This window comes from Peribacillus sp. NPDC055009 (genome assembly GCF_053608705.1).
In genome coordinates, this window is sequence record NZ_JBSGVZ010000023.1 from 40697 (window position 1) to 60632 (window position 19936).

16 protein-coding genes are annotated in these 19936 nt (G+C 42.8%); 13 read left to right on the forward strand and 3 right to left on the reverse strand.

Annotated elements, in window-relative coordinates; translation table 11 throughout:
• Positions 1-25: 25 nt before the first annotated feature.
• The 8 genes from ACWF5P_RS23825 to ACWF5P_RS23860 all read left to right on the forward strand — a co-directional run bounded on the left by ACWF5P_RS23825 (position 26) and on the right by ACWF5P_RS23860 (position 12014).
• A complete protein-coding gene (locus tag ACWF5P_RS23825; protein ID WP_452445381.1) occupies positions 26-2341 on the forward strand; it encodes a copper amine oxidase in 2316 nt (771 codons plus the stop codon).
• Positions 2342-2792: 451 nt separating this feature from the next.
• Positions 2793-3047, forward strand: a complete 255-nt coding sequence (locus ACWF5P_RS23830; RefSeq protein ID WP_452445382.1) for a heterocycloanthracin/sonorensin family bacteriocin — start codon at positions 2793-2795, stop codon at positions 3045-3047.
• Between the two features lie 149 nt (positions 3048-3196).
• Positions 3197-5140: a putative thiazole-containing bacteriocin maturation protein gene (locus ACWF5P_RS23835; RefSeq protein ID WP_452445383.1), complete on the forward strand. Its 1944-nt coding sequence runs from the start codon at positions 3197-3199 to the stop codon at positions 5138-5140.
• Positions 5137-7080: a TOMM precursor leader peptide-binding protein gene (locus ACWF5P_RS23840; protein ID WP_452445384.1), complete on the forward strand. Its 1944-nt coding sequence runs from the start codon at positions 5137-5139 to the stop codon at positions 7078-7080. Before ACWF5P_RS23835 ends, ACWF5P_RS23840 begins: the two co-directional genes overlap by 4 nt.
• A gap of 23 nt (positions 7081-7103) precedes the next feature.
• Entirely contained in the window at positions 7104-8672 is a 1569-nt protein-coding gene (locus ACWF5P_RS23845; protein ID WP_452445385.1) for a SagB family peptide dehydrogenase, read from the forward strand.
• A 196-nt stretch (positions 8673-8868) separates the two neighbouring features.
• A complete protein-coding gene (gene pdxR / locus ACWF5P_RS23850; RefSeq protein ID WP_452445386.1) occupies positions 8869-10299 on the forward strand; it encodes a MocR-like pyridoxine biosynthesis transcription factor PdxR in 1431 nt (476 codons plus the stop codon).
• A gap of 834 nt (positions 10300-11133) precedes the next feature.
• Entirely contained in the window at positions 11134-11328 is a 195-nt protein-coding gene (locus ACWF5P_RS23855) for a hypothetical protein (RefSeq protein ID WP_101224389.1), read from the forward strand.
• Positions 11329-11564: 236 nt separating this feature from the next.
• Complete coding sequence (locus tag ACWF5P_RS23860; RefSeq protein ID WP_101224388.1) at positions 11565-12014, forward strand: YfmQ family protein; 450 nt, start codon at positions 11565-11567, stop codon at positions 12012-12014.
• Positions 12015-12129: 115 nt separating this feature from the next.
• On the opposite strand, the gene ACWF5P_RS23865 is transcribed toward ACWF5P_RS23860, so the two are convergent.
• The 3 genes from ACWF5P_RS23865 to ACWF5P_RS23875 form a co-directional block, all read right to left on the reverse strand.
• Complete coding sequence (locus tag ACWF5P_RS23865) at positions 12130-12972, reverse strand: SIS domain-containing protein (RefSeq protein ID WP_434168662.1); 843 nt, start codon at positions 12970-12972, stop codon at positions 12130-12132.
• Positions 12973-13126: 154 nt separating this feature from the next.
• Positions 13127-13819 (reverse strand): N-acetylmannosamine-6-phosphate 2-epimerase, encoded by a 693-nt coding sequence (locus ACWF5P_RS23870; protein ID WP_452445390.1) that lies wholly within the window; start codon positions 13817-13819, stop codon positions 13127-13129.
• Between the two features lie 31 nt (positions 13820-13850).
• Positions 13851-15386 carry a maltose/glucose-specific PTS transporter subunit IIC gene (locus ACWF5P_RS23875; protein ID WP_434168663.1) on the reverse strand — a complete coding sequence of 512 codons (1536 nt, stop codon included), beginning with the start codon at positions 15384-15386 and terminating at the stop codon, positions 13851-13853.
• 405 nt (positions 15387-15791) lie between these two features.
• On the opposite strand from ACWF5P_RS23875, the gene ACWF5P_RS23880 reads away from it, so the two are divergent.
• From ACWF5P_RS23880 to ACWF5P_RS23900, 5 genes are all read left to right on the forward strand, one after another.
• Positions 15792-16097, forward strand: coding sequence for a DUF2294 domain-containing protein (locus ACWF5P_RS23880; protein WP_081113038.1), 306 nt, complete (start codon positions 15792-15794; stop codon positions 16095-16097).
• A 192-nt stretch (positions 16098-16289) separates the two neighbouring features.
• Positions 16290-17327, forward strand: coding sequence for an ABC transporter substrate-binding protein (locus tag ACWF5P_RS23885; RefSeq protein ID WP_402940754.1), 1038 nt, complete (start codon positions 16290-16292; stop codon positions 17325-17327).
• 21 nt (positions 17328-17348) lie between these two features.
• Positions 17349-18278, forward strand: a complete 930-nt coding sequence (locus ACWF5P_RS23890; RefSeq protein ID WP_101224384.1) for a nucleoside hydrolase — start codon at positions 17349-17351, stop codon at positions 18276-18278.
• Between the two features lie 24 nt (positions 18279-18302).
• Positions 18303-19127 carry an ABC transporter permease gene (locus ACWF5P_RS23895; protein ID WP_101224383.1) on the forward strand — a complete coding sequence of 275 codons (825 nt, stop codon included), beginning with the start codon at positions 18303-18305 and terminating at the stop codon, positions 19125-19127.
• A 6-nt stretch (positions 19128-19133) separates the two neighbouring features.
• Positions 19134-19922, forward strand: coding sequence for an ABC transporter permease (locus ACWF5P_RS23900; RefSeq protein ID WP_101224382.1), 789 nt, complete (start codon positions 19134-19136; stop codon positions 19920-19922).
• Positions 19923-19936 lie beyond the last annotated feature (14 nt).

Sequence of the window (19936 nt, forward strand, 5' to 3'; positions counted from 1 at the left end):
AATATAAAATGAAAGGAAACATTCTATGAAAACAATGCAAAGAACTTTCAAAGCAGCAATTATTGTAATGACTGCACTAACTTTCATATTCTCTCCTTATTCACTAATTCATAATCACAATGCTTCTGCTCATGGCGGTGAAGTGGAATTAATTAAGCTAGAAACAGCTTTAGAAGGTACTGGTGCAACTGTTAAATCTGATTTTTGGAGTTTTTTCACAAAAAAAATCACCATCGAAAAAGATGATACGGTCATAAAAATAATACCTGATTCTGATAAAGCGTATATTAATGGAAAAGCGATTACACTCGAATCAAACGTAATAGAAAAAGATGAGAAAATCTACGTAACGGATCATTTTGTGAATGAAGTTCTCCCTGAAATCAAGCAAACAGCTAAAATAAAGGAAGCTTATCATCCTTTAGATCCTTTAACTCCTAAAGAAATTAAAGCAGTCGTTAATGTAATCAAAAAGGCAGGGAAATATAAAGATACTCTTCGTTTTACAGAAATTACACTGAAGCTTCCCGAAAAAAAGAAAGTGTGGGAGTGGGAGTACGATAAAGAGAAAAAAGACAACGCATTTACAAGAAAAGCAGAGTTCATTGCATTGAATGGCAAACAAGTTATTGAGGGTGAAGTGAATATATCATCAAAAAAACTAGTTTCATGGAATGAAATGGACGGCGTTCAGGGCATGGTAATTATGGATGATTTTGCTACTGTTCAAGGAGCCATTGAAGCAAGTGAAGACTATGCAAAAGCGCTAAAAAAGCGGGGGATAGATGACCCTAAAAAGGTCGTTGCGACCCCTTTGACAGTAGGTTATTTCGATGGTGAAGATAAATTGGAGCATGATAAGCGTCTATTGAAAATAGTATCTTATTTGGATACAGGTGATGGGAATTTTTGGGCGCATCCAATTGAAAATTTGGTCGCAGTTGTAGATCTTGAAAAGAAAGCGGTTATTAAAGTAGAAGATGATGGTGTCATTCCAATCCCGATGCAATTAAACGCATATGATGGTAGAGATTATGAGAAGAAATCCGATGTAAAACCGCTTAATATTACCGAGCCAGAAGGCAAGAACTATGAAATAAAAGGAAATACGATTAGCTGGCAAAACTGGGATTTCCATTTGCGATTGGATACTCGGGTAGGACCTGTGTTATCAACCGTTACTTATGATGACCATGGGAAAAAAAGAAAAATCATGTATGAAGGATCACTGGGTGGGATGATAGTTCCTTACGGAGATCCTGACGTTGGCTGGTACTTCAAGTCCTATTTGGATGCTGGTGAATATGGAATGGGCACATTAACTGCACCGCTGGAACTTGGAGCGGACGTACCAGAAAACGCCGTGCTGCTAGATGCAACAATTGCAGATAACTCGGGCAATCCTTACGTTATTAAAAATGCCATTGCAGTATTTGAACAATATGCGGGGCCAGAATATAAACATGCCGACCTTGCGACATTTAAAGAAGAAAATCAAAGCCGTGAACGCCGTGAATTAGTGGTTCGCTGGGTTAGTACAATAGGAAACTATGATTATATCTTTGATTGGAAGTTATCACAAAATGGAATAATTAATATTGATGTAGGAGCATCCGGTATTGAAGCAGTTAAAGGTGTTAAATCAAAAACAATGCATGACAAAACTGCAAAAGAGGATACAAAATATGGTACTTTGCTTGATAATAATATTGTCGGAACCACTCACCAGCACATTTACAATTTCAGGCTTGACCTAGATGTTGATGGCGAAAGTAATTCCCTAATGGAAATTAATCCAAAGGTAGAAGAAAATCAAGAGGGCGGTCCACGCAAAAGTGTTATGGTAACAGAAGAAAAAACAGTAAAGACGGAGCAAGAGTCGATTCAAAAATTTGATTCTTCCACTATTCGACTGTTCAGTAATCTTAATAAGGAGAATAAGGTAGGAAATCCTGTTTCCTATCAAATCATCCCTTTTGCAGGAGGCACTCACCCGATTGCCAAAGGAGCCTTATTTAGTGATGATGACTGGCTTTTTAAGCGAGTTAACTTTATGGACAAGCAGTTGTGGGTCACTAATTATGACCCGGATGAGCGTTATCCGGAAGGTAAATATCCGAACCGCAGCAAAACAGATACAGGATTAGGACAATATTCGGCAGACAACGGTTCCATTGACAATACAGATAATGTGGTATGGATGACCACAGGTGCAACTCATGTAGCACGAGCTGAAGAATGGCCAATGATGCCAACAGAATGGGTACACGCCATGTTAAAACCGTGGAATTTCTTTGATCGTACTCCAACATTAGACTTACCAAAAGAAAATTCAAAGTGATTAAATAAAGTCCTTGTATAAGTTAGTGCAAGGGCTTTTTTTTTGGTCCGAAGCGAGATTGGATTCATACATTAATTGTTTGGAGTAGCATCGTAATTCATAGATGAAAAGGATATTGATGTTCTATGTTTATAACTTGCACCAGAGCCCATTTCGCGTCGATAAGCTAAGCTCCCAGGCTTTCCAAGTTAATTCCGGATTCTTACAGCTTTGTTCGGAGTTTTTCATTTGTACCAAGCCACATAATTAATATAGTGATTATCCTATTTCCGTCTTGAACCGTTTTAAGGAGATTCAAGGAAATTAGGCGCTTTAATCAGTGGCAATACCCACTCCCCTGACATAATTTGTTGGAGGGATTACTTGACGTGGTGTTAAATTCCCTGACCATTTCTTTCAGGTTTCCTGTTCTAAGCACTATCTTATAAATAAAAAACGGAGGTTATATAAAATGTATGAATTTCAAAATCAATTGCAAAATCTGAATGTCGATGATTTCCAGGTAACTCAGCCAGTTCCTTGGGATCAAAACCAGTACAATCTGGATGATTCGTCCCGGCAATTCATTGGTGTGGGCGGCTGCTTTGGCTGTTTTGGCTGTTTCTTATGCTTCGGTTGCTTTGGTTGCGGCGGTCGGTGTGGTCGCTGTGGTGGATGCGGACGCTGCGGCGGTTGCGGCGGACGTTGCGGACGTTGCGGGGGTTAAGTATCCAGGTTTTCTAAAGGAAGTCCCTGCATGTGCAGGGACTTTTCTTTATAGCATGAGACATAAGGGACAAATTGTCGTACATAGGATTAAAGTGAAGTGCTGTGCTAATAGCAGTACTTAGAATGCATCGGGTTAGGAGGAGCGGAATGGTGAATTTGACCCCTTCTATGCGTTTGAAAGTGAAAAGGGACACGTTTTTTCTTCCGGAACCGAACAGAGGTGTGTATTTCAGGAATAACATAAGTTCGTTCCGTATGGAGGGCAGCTCGATCGTACAGTGGATTGAAAAGCTATTACCGATGTTCAACGGGAACCATACATTAAGCGAGTTGACGGATGGATTGCCTGGCCCATACCGGAACCGGGTAATGGAAATTGCCGAGGTTCTGTACGGGAATGGGTTTGTTCGGGATGTAAGTCAGGACAGTCCCCATCAATTAAGGAATCAAGTACTTGAAAGGTATGCTTCGCAAATCGAGTTCCTGGAAAGTTACGGCGATTCCGGGGCTCACCGTTTTGAAATTTATCGAAAGAAAAAGGCGTTGGCTATAGGTTCTGGCCCATTGTTCCTTTCATTGGTGTCCTCACTGATTGAATCGGGATTGCCTGTATTCCATATCTTCATTACGGACACGGTACAGACCAATAGAAAAAGATTGAATGAAATCGTGGCACATGCGCGTAAGACGGACGACGAGGTTGCGATAGAGGAGGTCGTGCTTGAAAAGGGAACAGAGATTGAATGGCAGGAGATCGTGCGGCCCTTTGACTCGATATTATATGTGTCACAGGAGGGTGAAATAGAGGAATTAAGAGAACTTCATTCGGTTTGCAGGCAAGGGGAAAAGAGCCTGTTTCCTGCAAGGATCATCAATCAAGTAGGCATGGCTGGTCCGCTTGTCCATCCAGATTCAAAGGGGTGTTGGGAGTCAGCGTGGCACCGTTTACATCAAGCTGAGCTGGAGAAGAATCAGGCATCATCTTCTTTTTCCGCTACAGCCGGAGCGATGTTAGCCAATATAATGGTATTTGAATGGTTTAAAGACGCTACAGGAGTTACGACAGCAGAACAAGCCAATCAATTTTATCTGTTGGATATGGATACATTGGAAGGAAAATGGCACCCGTTCATTCCCCACCCGGGGGTGACGGGAAAAGGGACTGCAACATGGATTGAAGATTTTGAACGGCGGCTTGAACAGAATTCGGAACCGGTTGAGCCGGGGAAGGTATTTATGTATTTCAGCCGGTTGACATCCTCGGAATCCGGAATTTTTCATCGTTGGGATGAGGGGGATTTAAAACAGCTGCCGCTGGCTCAATGCCGCGTTCAGGTTGTTGATCCGCTGTCGTCCGGTCCGGCCGAACTCCTGCCCGAAATCATCCGTTCAGATCTGACGCATGAGGAAGTTAGAAGGGAAACCGGTCTTGCAGGAGTTGAAGCATATGCATCCCGAACACTCAGCCAGCTCGTTGCGACTCTTCCTCCGCTTCAGGGAGCAGACGAAATAAAGGAATCGATCGGTGTCGGAGCAGGGGAAACATTTGCTGAATGTGTTTGCCGTGGACTGCAAAGCAGTTTGGATACAGAGTTTTTAAATAAGCGGTTCAATCAGGAGAAACTTGTGACGGTGCAATTGGCTCAAGTGGAAGATGAGCGCTGCAGGTATTATTTACAAGCGCTGACCCGGCTGCAGGGAGATCCAATCATAGCCTTGGGTGAGGAAGTGTCCGGTTTCCCGGTAGTTTGGGCAGGAACGAACGATGGCTGGTCCGGGGCTGTCGGTTTGAATGTAACGATCGCATTACGGAACGCGTTGCAAAGGGCTGTCATGAAAGTCCAAAACCAGACCGTTTGCCTCACAGCTCCCGGTTTAGTGGCATCGCCTGTTCTTGAGGAAGAAAAGGTGAATCTTGTGATTCCTTCATGCGGGGTGAAAGGGAATTCCGAACTAGTACAGTCCGCCATTCAAGTCTTGAAGAAGAACAGTAAGCGAATCTGTGTTTTCGAATTAAATCTGGAACCTCTCTTGAAGGAAGAAATGGCAGGAGTGGTCGGGGTGTTTTTGCGAGAGGAGGAATCAGGGTGAAAACTGACGTATTGGTTGTCGGGGAAGGAGTGTTGGCTGACCATGTTCATTGGGACCTGTCCGGCCAATATCAGGTGAATCGCCAAACCGATTTCGAGGCAGGAATCCCGCAAACCACGGCGATGGTCCTTCTGCTGCAAGATGCTTGGAATCCCGCTGTCCATGTAAAGGCGGAAGAGGTGATAGGGCAAGCGGGCATTCCATGGCTGCGGGGGTTCGTATCATTTGGAGAGGGAGTGGTAGGGCCGTTGGTGCGCCCGGGTGTTCCTGGCTGTTCACAGTGTGCGGACCAAAGGCATCTCATGGCCGGGCGTGATCGAAAAGAAATGTGGGGAATCCGCAAGCAGCTTGAGGAAAATGGGGGGATGGAGCGTGATCCGGCGGCATCCCGCACTGGCCTTTTACAAATGGCCCACATGATTTGTGCAGAGGTGAGGAAGGTGATGAAAGGAGAGCGCGCCCGTTCGGAGGGGCATGTATCTTTAATCAGCCTGAAAACGCTGAATGGTTCTTGGCACTCCTTTTTACCAGATCCATTGTGTCCGGTTTGCTCAACATTACCTGATGACTCGAAGGAGCGTGCTAGGATTTCGTTGAAGCCAAGTCCGAAAATCAGTCCCGACAGTTACCGAACCCGTTCAATGGATGAGCTGAATGAAGTGCTGGCCAAGGATTACTTGGACCACCGCATGGGATTCCTGAATAATAAAATGATAGACCTTGTGCCGCCATTTGCCGATGTAAGTGTTAATTTACCTTTGTTCATAGGCGATGAGGGAGCGGCAGGCCGGACCCTCTCATATGCGGTCAGTGAGATGACGGCCATTTTGGAGGGACTGGAAAGGTATTGCGGAATGGAGCCCCGCGGCAAACGGACAGTCATACATGACAGTTACAACAACTTGAAAGATTCTGCGCTCAATCCCATCAGAATAGGGGTGCACTCGAAGGAAAATTATGCACAGCATGATTTCCCGTTTCAACCGTTTAATCCTGACCGCCCGATAGATTGGGTGTGGGGCCACTCATTCTTGCAAGAGCGGCCGATCTTGGTTCCGGAATTGCTTTCTTATTACAGCTTGGGCTGCGGTCATGGATTTGTCTATGAAACTTCCAATGGCTGTGCTTTAGGGGGAAGTTTGGAGGAGGCCATTTTCTACGGCATCATGGAAGTGGTGGAACGTGATTCGTTCCTGCTGACCTGGTATGCGCAGCTGCCCCTCACACGCCTTGACCCTTATTCTGCAAATGACAAAGAACTGGAACTGATGATTGACAGGGCAAGGGCGGCAGCGGGATATGATATCCATTTGTTTAATGCGACGATGGAACACGGTATACCGAGCGTATGGGCGTTGGCGAAAAACAGGAAACAAAAAGGATTGAATATCATCTGTGCGGCAGGGGCCCATCTCGACCCGGTCCGGGCTGTGAAAAGCGCGGTCTTCGAGTTGGCTGGCATGATGCTGACACTTGACGATAAATTGGAAGAGAACCAGGATGAGGTTGAGAAAATGCTGCATGATTCCTCGCTGGTACGGAAAATGGATGATCATGGCATGCTGTACGGTTTACCGCAAGCCGAAGAGCGACTGCAGTTTCTGCTGGATGATGACCGCCCGATGCGAACTTTCGCTGAAGAATACGGGGAAAAGGTGAACCGTCCGGACTTGACGGAAGATTTGCAGGAAATCCTTCAGGAGTTTCGCCGATTGCAACTCGAGGTGATTGTGGTGGATCAGACGACACCGGAAATTGCACGGAATGGACTACATTGCGTGAAAGTGCTGATCCCGGGGATGCTGCCGATGACATTCGGCCATCATCTTACCCGCATAACGGGCCTTGAGAGAATACTGAGGGTTCCGATGGAACTTGGATATGCTGAACGGCCGCTTGATTTCGAACAGCTCAATCCGCATCCGCATCCTTTTCCATAAGCGGTGACGTAGGAGGTTGGAGGATGAGTCTAGAGGCATTTTTGCACAATTTACATTTTGATATCGAAAAGGCAAGTCCGCCAAATTGGGAAGTGGATTGGGATGATGCACCGCTAACGTATAAGCTTTACCGTGACTTGCCTGTTTTTCCACTATCATTGGAGGTGCCGCTGACGCTCGAGGGGGAGAGCGGGCCTTCAAAGCAGGACCTCGAAGAAATCGGTCATTTCCTCTGGTATGCCTATGGCCTGACCCAAGTCAGTCAGGTACCGAGATCCTCGGAATCTGAGGATCTCATGCAGTCATTCCGGCGTTTCCCGCCATCAGGGGGAGCTTTGTATCCAAGCGAATTGTACGTATACCTGAAGATTGAGGGATTACCTGCTGGAGCATACCATTATGATGCGGCGCACCACCGGCTTGTTTTGCTGCGGGAAGGGAATTTCGATTCATATGTAACAAAGGCTCTTGGTGGAACCATTGATATGTCCGCTTGCTTTGGCACAGTTTTCGTATCGACGATGTTTTGGAAAAACTTCTACAAATATAATAACTTTTCATACCGTCTGCAAGGTCTTGATGCAGGCGTGCTTATTGGACAGTTGCTCGAAGTGGCGAAACGCTTTGGAATCGCTGCCGGGGTGTGCTTCCAATTCCTTGATCGGGCCATCAATCATCTGCTCGGGCTTTCGGAGGAGGAAGAGAGCACGTATGCGGCGATTCCCTTATCGGCAGAGCCTTCTTGGAGATTTAGGGAAGAAAGGAGTAAGGACGGACCTGTCACCTCGACGGAATTATTGCTGGAATTGAAGGGAATTCAGCCTGAACACTATGTTCGGTCGCAAAGGATCAGGGAATTTCCGATGCTGACTAAAATGAATGAAGCATCCATGATCGAATCCACCCAATCATTTCGGCGGATCCATCCAAAGAATGGGGCGGGATCAGAAGGGAAAATTGTAGCCCTTCCTATCGTGAAGCGGTTGTCCTATGACTTGGCAACAGTTTGCCGGAAGCGATTTTCACCTGAAATGGACTTTGTACTCGGGAAAGTCAGTCAATCGCAACTGGCCGCTCTCCTGCAGGAGGCAACCGCTTCGTTCTCCTATCGAAATGACTTGGATGGAACAAACGGGAACAACGAAAATCGCGTTTCCCTCTATGCTTGTTTATATAATGTGGAAGACATACAAGATGGTGCCTACCATTATGACAGCACGACACATTCATTACGGCAGATACAACCAGGAGATCACCGGCTCCTATTGCAATACGGAATGTCCCTCGATATCATGAATTTTCATCAAGTGCCAATCTGCATACATGTAGTTGGTGAGCGGGACCATTCCAAAACGCAACTTGGATATAGAGGATACCGCATCCAGCAAATGGAGGCGGGGATGCTCGTTCAGAAATTACTGCTGGCGTCGTCAGCCCTCGGAATGAATGGGCACCCGCTGCTCGGCTTTGATGTGAATATGTGTGATGAACTTTATAAGATAGACGGTCCGCAAAGGAAAACGAGCCTGATTCAAATCCCGATTGGACACTATCTGAATCGCCCTTGGCTGAAGGGGAGTCTGCATAGTTGAAGAAGATGAAGCGAAAGCCTCCATTTCATTTTGAGAAATGGAGGCTTTCGTTTTTATATTGTAGGATGGCAGGGTGCAATAATCTCTGCTGAAGATTATACTGAATAAAAAGGTTTTACCACTTTTGGGAATGAGTAAGTAGAGAAAGATATTAATGCAGGACGCTTTTAACTAAACATTTTAAAGGATGTAGCTTATGGAATGGAAAACGGACAGAAAATCCAAGAAACCTTTATATAAACAAATAGCAGCTTACATCGAGAGTGGCATTGCTGATGGAACATTTTTATTGGATAAGCCGTTACCGTCTGAACGCTTCCTGGCAGGTGAATTGGGAGTTAACAGAAGCACAGTTGTTGCGGCTTATGATGAATTGGAAGCAAATGGTCTGGTAGAACGAAAAAAAGGAAGCGGAACGATGATCAGCAAGGATATCTGGGGAATTACCCGAAAACGTATCCCTAGTTGGAATAGATATATCGAAGCGGGTTCTTTTTTGCCCAATATGCCAGTAACCCAAAAAATACGTAAAGAGACGGAAGGGCATAACCTTATTAACTTAGCTAGTGGGGAGCTTTCAGAAGACTTATTTCCAGTCCAATCCTTACGTGAAATCATTTCCAATAGGTCCTTCATTGGTAGCTTAGGTTATGATCACCCTCAAGGCAATTCGGTTTTAAGGGAAACGATAGCCAATCATGTTAAACAGTATAGGAGAATTGACACGGATCCATCTTCTATACTCATTACTTCTGGTGCACAGCAAGCCCTGCATCTGGTGGTCCAATGCTTGTTAAAGCCAGGGGATGCCGTTGTATTGGAAGATCCATCATATAGTTACAACCTTCCCATCTTTCAATCCGCGGGGCTAAGAACTTTTCCTTTGCCGGTTGATAAAGATGGCATCAACCCAGAGGACTTACTGGAACTCCATAAAAAACATCGGATCAGGATGATTTTTTTGAACCCTATATTTCAAAATCCTACAGGAACTGTCCTTCATATCAACCGCCGTAAAAGGATTCTTGAGCTTTCATCCGAATATGGAATACCGGTCATAGAAGACGATCCTTATAGTTTAACGTCCTTTGCCGGGGAAGAAATTTCCACTCTTAAATCGATGGACAACAACGGAAATGTTTTATATATAAGCTCTTTGTCAAAAATTGTTGCTTCCGGTTTAAGAATTGGGTGGATTATAGGACCGAAACCAGTCATAGATAGACTATCTGATGCTAAGCAGCAGGTTGACTTCGGTCATGGCTCATACACTCAATGGATAGCAAACGATTTTTTGGATTCAGAGTATTTTCCTGCCCATATTGCCGGCTTAAGGGGGCATCTGGAAAATAGAAGGGATGCAATGGTTTCGAGTCTTCAACAATTCCTGCCAAAAAAAGTTGAATATTATTCGCCAAATGGCGGAATTCATTTGTGGTGTAAGCTGAAAGTGCCATTGAACGAAATAAAGTTACTGGAGGAATCCATCAAAAGGGGAGTCATATATGTTCCGGGTTCAACGCTAGGTACAGATGAGGGATACGTACGCTTTACTTTTGCAAGGGAAAATGAGGCTTCCATTCACGAAGGCATCAAAAGGTTTGCAGAGGCGGTAAAAAGTTTATAATCATATGCTTTGATATATATAGAAATAGAATGAATCCAGACTGTAGACAAACTTGATGAAAACTCAGTTTGCCTGCAGTTTTTTTTATTAAAAAGTGTTGATTTCAGAAATCCGCTCCCTTTCCGCCGACTGTCTGCCAAGCCTCCTCGACGCAAGCCTCCTCGACGCAAGCGTCTGTGGGGTCTCGGCTAGCTAGTAATTCGGCAGGAGTGTCGCAAATTTTTTCAACCTAATGAGGGTTTCATCCATATAAAAAATAAAAAAACATGAAGGATAATCAGGTCTTCTTTAAAATCATGGTTCAGGATGAGACCATTTCGAACCATGATTTTAAAACAAAGTTGATTGGAACGTAAGGTACGAGACTCCTGCGGGAAAAGCGCGTCGAAGGGAGACCCCGCAGGCGAGCGCCGAGGAGGCTCCCGGACCGCCCGCGGAAAGCGAGTGCCTGGAGTGGAAATCAACATCTCAAATTGTAACTATACCCGAGGAGTTGAAGGTCTTTTTTGTGGATACAAGTCAGGCCTGAGTTCCTGCATTACGCGGTATCTTAGCGATTTCTTCAGTGGCGCTTTGGGGCTTTAGTATGGATATTAGAGAGTATTCAAAAAGTGGATGGTGAAAATTTCCCTTGATTGGATGGTCCTAAAAATGGTTGTTCTTTTATTATAGAGGGGAAGGGTTTTACTAATATATTTACTCAGTAAACACGAAGAGCGATCTACCTGTAATTTTGCGATCTCTTTATGTAGTTACACTGCGATCTACGATGGGAATCGGAATGATTTTAAATGGATCAAGGTAATGGATAATAATATTTGGAGGCGTTGAATCATGACGATAAGTGTAATATTAGTAGTAGCCATTAGTTTAGTTGCTCTGGTTGGCACCCTTTCATTAACGGGGAAGAGTGATAGTAATTATTCTGCAGCAACGAGAGGGAATTTGTTGAACCTTAGTTATATTTATATTGGTCTTGCGCTAGTATTAACTGTGGGTATCATCTACTTCGTAATAAAATCAGCCTAAGAAAGCGTGAATGATTATTATAATAGTATATCAAAATGCATAGAAATATTGCCTTGATTCGTAAGACATACTCTATTTGCTTGTAAAAAAATGTGAATTTGTTCACAAATGTTACGGAAATATGAACAAAAAGAATCTGATAGATACCTAAAAAAAAATGAAACGTTAATAGAACGGTCACTTCAAAGAAAAACTGACCGCCTCTTAAAATAATAATGTAGCGGAGATGATCAAATATGACATTGCCTGTATTGATTTTGACAATTATCTTAAGTTTGCTTAAATTATTAGTTACCTGTCTTCCAACCGATGCAGTGAATTGGATTATGAGTAAATTTAAAATACATTCAGAAATTAGTGACGCGAATTCAATCATAACCTTTGATGGAAAACGTTTGGAAGGTGAAGACAAAATTCAAGTAATTAATTATTTTAACGAAGCTAAGTTTTTGAAAAAAAATCATATATTCCCCGGGAACGAGCAATTGTTTTTACATCCAGAGAACAGTGGGACTCCAATAGTCATTGATACTAAAAGAGGGAAAAACGATGTTAGATTATTTGTGTACAGTTACAACGACCATGTGGATGTAGTCAAACAGTACAAGAAGAAAGTAGTTGCGTATAGTCTGCTTTCCGAGAGCCTCCAAGAAAGTACCATTCCGGTAATAAGGAATTTAGCTTAATAGGAACATAAAAAATTAAAGTGAATTGCACTCCAATTGTCAGTAACATCTAACCAATTGGAGATGCAGTTTTTTTATATGATGAATAACGAAAATGGCTTTCAGATGCCGAAAGTCAGTCGTTCTCGGTTAATACCTTTAAAGTCTTTTCCCTGATGCTTATCCTGTTTTTATAATCTTTAGCAACCAGCTCTGTATATATTAAATCAAAAAGTAATAGTAGCGGAAGCAATGGAGAGATGTTTTGTCCCATATGCATGCTGTTTTTGCTCGTGACCAATAGCGATAGATCGCCAAGCAGTGAGAGCTCGGAATTCTTATCTCCAGTAAAGACCAAGATGCGCGAGCCTTGCTTCTTTGCGATTTTAACTGCTGAAATCACTTCTTTAGTCGTTCCGGAAATGGAAATGCCGATGACAACACTTTTCTCGTTACTTAAAGCAGCGTCCATCATTGACTGGTGGGGATCTGTAATAGCCTCAACAGATAAGCCAATCCGGAAAAACTTGGATTTGAACTCCTGGGCCGCTAAACCCGAACTCCCTATTCCATATACATGTATCTTATTTGCCTGTGTAAGGAAAGATACCGCTTTCTGGATATCGTCATATGTGGTTATATGAAAGGTATTATCTATGATGCCTAAGTGATCTTGATACAGTTTAGCGAAATAATCCACTTGCTTGATGTCCTTCATATTTTTCGGTGTTTTTCGGAGATCCACGAACCTTTTTAACTCATGCCTGAACTCATTAAACCCAGAAAAGGCTAATTTTTGGCAGAAACGCGTAATCGTTGCAGGTGAAATATGAAGCTTTTTAGCTATTTGACTAATGGTTAACTGACTTACTTCTTCAGGGCGCTGCAGAATATAATTGGCCAATTCTTCCTCTGTTTTGGTGAACTTGTCCATGCTGCACTCTATGCCATATATAAGGTTTTCTGCTAAATATTCCATTGAATCACCCATTTCAAAATTTCTTATATGTATTCATAGTTTAATGTATCCAGTACGGACGTCAATAACCGGAGGAACGTTTACAGCAATTTGAATCGAAAAAAAGACCCAAACTGCTGTCAGTCTGGGTCTTTTCATTACTATTTGCCATTTTCTATTCTTGGATAGCGTCCACGAATCTTTTAGTGATTTGCTGCGGTCTGGTAATGGCACCGCCCACCACTACTGCATGGACATTCATATCCAATACAGAGCGGGCGATTTCCGGTGTTATGACATTTCCTTCAGCGATCACTTTCGCTTTTTTCACTGCTTTTACTATCTCCTTGAGCAAAGCGTAGTCATCCTGATATATTTTCTGGCCGAACGTTTCGTTCGTATAGCCGTATAAAGTGGGCGCCACAATATCGAATCCTAAAGCGTCAGCGTATATGGCTTCCTCGATGGTGGATACATCGGCCATTAGTAAAACATCCGGATATTTTGCTCTTATTTCACCATAAAACTGCTTTAGCGTTTTACCGTCCGGCCTTACCCGGGATGTAGCATCCGTCGCAATGATTTCCGCTTTGGTTTCCATCAATGCATCTATTTCGTCCATGGTGGGAGTGATATAGACATCGTTTTGTCCATAAACCTGTTTAATGATCCCTATGACTGGAAGGTCCACATTTTTCTTGATTTCGATTATGTCAGCTACAGAGTTTGCGCGAATGCACTTCGCACCGCCTTCTTTGGCAGCAATGGCCATGCGTCCCATAATAAAAGAGCTGTGCAGCGGCTCATTCTCCAATGCTTGACATGATACAATTAAGCCTTTGTGAATTTTATCCAGCACCTGTTGCATGTTTAACACGTCCTTATCGTTGTCTATATTCTCAATGACCCAAGTATTCTTCCACTTCATTTTTGATGATCGTCACTTGGGGACCGTAAACTATTTGAATGCCATTTCCTTTTTTTACGACACCTTTTGAACCGGTTTGTTTAATGATGTCTTCTTTCACCAATGATTCATCCTTTACGGTGACACGCAGACGGGTTGCACAGCAATCGACTATATCGATATTTTCCTGTCCGCCTAATCCGTTAACAATGGTCTGGGTTCTTTCTGATGCCGTTACTTGTGTAACAGCGGCCTGTTCATCATCTTCACGTCCGACCACTTTCAAATTCTTCTTCCTGATCAAGAATTTAAAAGTGAAGTAGTATAAGAAAAACCACGGAATGCCGACGAGAAGTACATAAATCCAGTTTGTTTTACTGATGCCCTGGAGTATCCCGAATAAAGTAAAATCAATGAATCCTCCAGAAAAGGTTTGACCGATCGTTATATTGAATATATCTGCCATCATGAAGGCAAGTCCGTCAAACAAGGCATGAAAAACATAAAGGATCGGTGCGACAAATAAGAAACTGAATTCAAGCGGCTCGGTGATGCCTGTTAAGAAAGAGGTCAATGCAGCTGAAAGAAGCAAACCGGCCACGACTTTCTTATTTTTAGGTTTAGCGCAATGATAAATGGCCAATGCCGCTCCAGGTAAACCAAACATCATCGTGATGAACCGTCCGGACATGAACCGGGAAACACCCTCATAATATTTGACGGTAGTTGGGTCGGCCAATTGCGCAAAGAAGATATTCTGGGTCCCGCTGACAATCTGCCCTTTAATCTCCATCGTTCCGCCTAATGCTGTTTGCCAGAAGGGAAGGTAGAAAATATGGTGCAACCCTAACGGTCCGAGCATCCGTAATATGAATCCGTAAAAGAAAGTCCCGATCGTACCTGTGCTCGTTACCAGCGCACCTAATTGGTTTATGAAAAGTTGGAAATAAGGCCATACGATAAAAAGCACGGCTCCAACCAAGATGGACGCGAAGGAAACGATGATGGGAATGAAACGTGAACCCCCGAAAAAACCTAACACTTGCGGAAGCTGAATTTTATTATATTTATTGTGCAAAAGTGCGGCAACGATACCTACTACGATACCGCCAAACACACCGGTCTCCAGTGTTTGGATCCCGACCGCCATTCCTTGTCCGGCACCTGCCAAATTCTCTTTGGCAAGTTCCCCGTTTATTTGAAGCAGTGCATTAATTGAACTGTTCATGACAAAATAGCCGATCATGGCTGCCAATGCAGCGGTACCTTTATCCGACCGTGCCAATCCTACTGCAACACCTACTGCAAAAATAACCGGCAAGTTGCCGAATACGATGCTCCCTGCAGAACTCATGATCGTGAAAATGGCCTGTAGCCAAGCAAAGTCTAAAAATGGATAGGCTTCAACTGTATTTGGATTGGAAAGAGCACCGCCAATTCCTAGCAATAAACCGGCCGCTGGCAAAACGGCAATCGGGAGCATAAAAGATTTACCGAACTGCTGTGCTTTCTCAAAAGCTTTCTTCATAATGATTCCTCCCTCATTTAACGAGCCATTGATACTCTTTATTTTTTATCGCTCTATACTAGCTATATTAAATCCACATGAGAGCGTTTTCAATGCGGTGCAAGGTTATATCAACTGTTTTCAATCTTGTGCTTTTTTCTCTGAAAAAGTTTTCATTAATAGAGGGTGCTGGATTGGATAAAAAGTTATATGAATATATTGAAATCTTTATTGCTTATTTTTATAATTCGTGTATTGGTGAGTAAATGTGCAATTTAATTAAAAAAAAACATTTTTTTGTGCAAAATCCGAATATTATCTTGTGCAATCAAGAAAAAGTATATATAATTACCTCAAACGATAGTATGGCAGGTGATAGTCATCTTAGCGATAAACTCTAACGAAACGAAAAAATTGCTTTCTCATATGTATAATGAGGTATCGAAGGAATTGTTCGGCTTTGGTACGACGCTGCTGAAGGTTACTGTTGAGCAGAATGTGATTACATTTCAAGCCAAACATCGACGTGCCCCGCGCTCTGAAGCTTTAGAAGGGGAAGTTCCCAGCCTGAAGCAGGAGGTTGACTTTCATATGTCCCTGCTTTATAAAAAGAAACTAAAACAAAAGCTGGAAACGCAAACGAATTGGGATATCGAAGCTGTCCTGAGGGATTATGACTCAGCGACACAGCTGGCATTCACCAATATTGTATTGAAGGAAAAAATTATATAATCATATAAATGGATTTCCCTTCGGATTTATCTGGAGGGAACGCCGCTAGAGAACCAAATGATAAGTTTTATCTTTGTTTACAAAGAAAAGACAATCTTGGGTAGAATTTCAATTCTATTTAAGATTGTCTTTTTTTACATTTATATCAGTAAAAAGGAAAGTTTAAACAATATAAAATTGGAGGTTTGGATGATGAAAAAAATATTGATGATGTTATCGCTTTTCACATTAGTTTTAGCTGCATGCTCTTCAAAGGACAATGGAAAGGAAAAACCAGCCAAATTAGTCGTTTCCACTTGGGGATTCGCCGATGATTTCTTCCGTCCTGAAGTCTATGAGCCATTTGAAAAGAAGCATAATGTAGAGATTGTTGTTGATTCAGGAAATAATGCAGATCGATTGAACAAAGTACGCCAAGCGAATAGCGATGTGGATGTTATTTATTTATCCGACTACTATGCACAGCAAGGCATCGATGAAGGGTTATTTGAGAAAGTTGACTACAGCAAAATTCCGAATATTGATAATATATACGACAAAGCAAAAGCACCGAATGGCGAGGAGTTTGGACCAGCCTATACCATTGCACAATTTGGCATTGCCTATAATCCCGATGAATTGAGTAAACCGATCACTTCTTGGAAAGATCTTTGGAGCAAGGATTTGGCAGGGAAGATCACGATTCCATCCATCACTTCAACAACTGGACCGATGTTTTTGGATGCCGCTTCAAAAGTTAGCGGAAGTAAAGAGTTCAATGAAGATAAAGCCTTCGATCAAATGAAAAAGATCATGCCGAATGCGGTTAAGGAATATGGGCAAACATCAGAGTTCGTCAACATGTTCTCGCAAGGGGAAATCGCTGCAGGCCCGATCATGGAAATGTATTTTGGCGATTTACAGGAAGCCGTTCCTAATGCTAAGTTCATTTCCCCTGAAGAAGGCGGCTACGCAGTGATGAATACAGTGAATATTGTTAAAGCCAGCGATCAAAAAGAATTGGCCGGCGAATTCATGAATTACATCTTAAGCAAGGAAGTTCAGGAAAAATCAGCGAAAGCGAAAGTGGATTCTCCTGTCAATACGGAAGTCAAGCTCTCTGAAACGGAAGCGAAAGGCTTAACCTACGGAGATGAAGTCATTAACAGCCTGCGTGTATTGGACATGAAGTTTGTTAATGAAAACTCGAAACAATGGATCGATCGTTGGAATCGTGAGCTTACACACTAAGAAAGAAATGAGGTGTGCTTGATGAAGAAAAAAATGATTCTTGATGTGGATACTGGAATAGATGATGCAATCGGGATCATTCTTGCTGTTAAAAGCCGTCAATTCGACATATTGGCGGTAACAACAGTGAACGGGAATGTATCACTTGATACAGCCACATTGAATACATGCAAAATATTGGATTTATTGAATGAACAAGACATTTCAGTCATAAAGGGGGCAGATAGCCCAATTATCAGGAGGCCCTTTTTTGAACACCGGATCCATGGCGAAGACGGGATTGGCGGAGCCTTGAAGGATATGCCAGTCAAAAATCAGCCTGATGATGGATTTGCTTCTGATTTCATCATCAATTCGATTTTGAATTTTCCAGGTGAAGTGACGCTTGTCATGACGGGACCTCTTACGAATTTAGCATTGGCGGTGAAAAAATGTCCGCAAATCACCAAGCTCGTTAAAGAAGTCATTTTCATGGGCGGAGTTGTCAAAGGGGTTGGCAATGTCACGCCAACCTCTGAATATAACACGTATGTCGATCCTGAAGCAGCCAAAATCGTATTACAGGCGGGATTCGCATCCATCACGCAAGTTGGTCTTGATGTTACGAGAAAGGTTCTGTTGGATGAAGAGCATATCCAATTGATTCAAAACCATGAACTTGCTGACTATATAAGGAAAAGCACATCAGATTATCGGAAAAGGTATTTTGAACGTAACGGTATATGGGCATGTGCGATGCATGATCCATTAGCTGTAGCCATTGCTTTGCAAGAAGATCTTGTCACCAGAGAAGAATATTATGTGGATGTTGAAACAAAAAGCGAGCTTTGTGACGGACAAATGGTTTGCGACTTTCAAAACAGGCTGATGAAGCAGCCTAATGCGCATGTTTGTCTGGACGTCGATGCGGAAGCGTTTTTCGACCTGTTCATTCGCATAATCAATTCATAAATAATACGAACAGGGGGTTCCGAGGTGAAGAAACGCTATCTATACCTGCTGCTGTTACCAGGCGTTCTATTTTTAACGATTTTCATGATCATTCCGATCCTAATGACGATTGGCACGACATTTTTTAATGAAAGCGGCGGTTTTTCCATACAAGGATATCTCGATTTTTTCCAAGACCGATACTTTATTGAAATTCTGCTGACGACACTTAGGGTGAGTCTGTTCACGACAATCATTTGCATTCTATTAGGATTTCCAGCAGCTTATTATATTTCAAAACTGAAACAACGAAAAAAAGCCATCATGCTTTTGCTGACGATCTTCCCGCTGTTAACAAGCCCTGTTGTCCGCTCATTCAGCTGGATGGTGATCATCGGTAAAAACGGTGTCGTGAATAAACTGCTTATGGGCATGGGCTTGATTGAAAAGCCGCTTGATATTTTGTACACGCCTACTGCCATCATCATCGGATTGGTCCATTTATTCCTGCCATTGATCATCGTGACGCTGGTGGGTGTGATGGAGAACATCGAGACTGACTTATTAAAAGCGGCGGAAAGCCTTGGAGCTTCAAGATTGGCTGTATTCTCAAAGGTAATCATTCCGCTTTCGGTTCCAGGCTTGGTCATTGGCAGCATCCTTGTTTTTGTAGGAAGCTTCACTGCTTATACAACGCCTGCTTTATTAGGCGGGAAACAGCGGGTCATTTCGACATTTCTTTATCAAAACGCAATTACATTGAACGAATGGCAAGTGGCATCGATTGTCGCTACGATAATGATTGCAGTGACAGTTCTTATCATATCGATCATGAATGGTTTGGCAAAAAAATTAAATCCAAAGGGGTAGAGGTGTATGCAGGAAAAAAATCGAGGATTGGCCCTGTTTACTCTCCTGGTGTTCATTTTTTTACTAGGGCCTTTGCTTATCATATCCGTTACGTCATTTGAAGGCGGAAATATTTTGAAGTTCCCGCCAGAAGAGTTTTCTTTAAGATGGTACGAAAATATTTTTAACGTGGAAATGTTTTTGGTCGCTTTTAAAACGTCCATCCTTGTTTCACTCGGAGGCAACCTTTTGGCACTGTTATTGGGAGTGCCGGCTGCCTATGCATTAAGCCGGTTTGATTTCAAAGGGAAAAGCGTGATTAATGCCTTTTTCGTTTCTCCTATATTAATACCGGGAATTGTTCTTGGCTTTGCATTTTTACGTTATATTGTTGGGACTTATCAGCTACCGATTTATGCGGCCCTGTTTGTGGGACATACTGTTATCATGCTTCCGTTCATCATCCGTGTGATTTCTTCAAGCTTATCAAACTTTGATTTTTCCATTGAAGAAGCGGCGGAAAGTCTCGGAGCCAGTAAATTGGGCACATTCTTTACAGTCGTCCTCCCTAACATAAAATCAGGAATTCTGGCAGCAGTCATGATCGCCTTCTTGGAATCCTTCAATAATGTCGACATTTCAGTTTATATGACAGGCCCTGGGGTAAGTACGTTTCCGATTCAGATGCTGACGTATGTGGAGAACTACTTCGACCCTACCATTTCGGCCATTTCCGTATTGCTCATGTTCATAACCGCTTTCTTCATGTTTATAGTAGAACGGCTCATGGGATTGTCTTATTTCACAAAACGATAAAGGAGGTAATGATG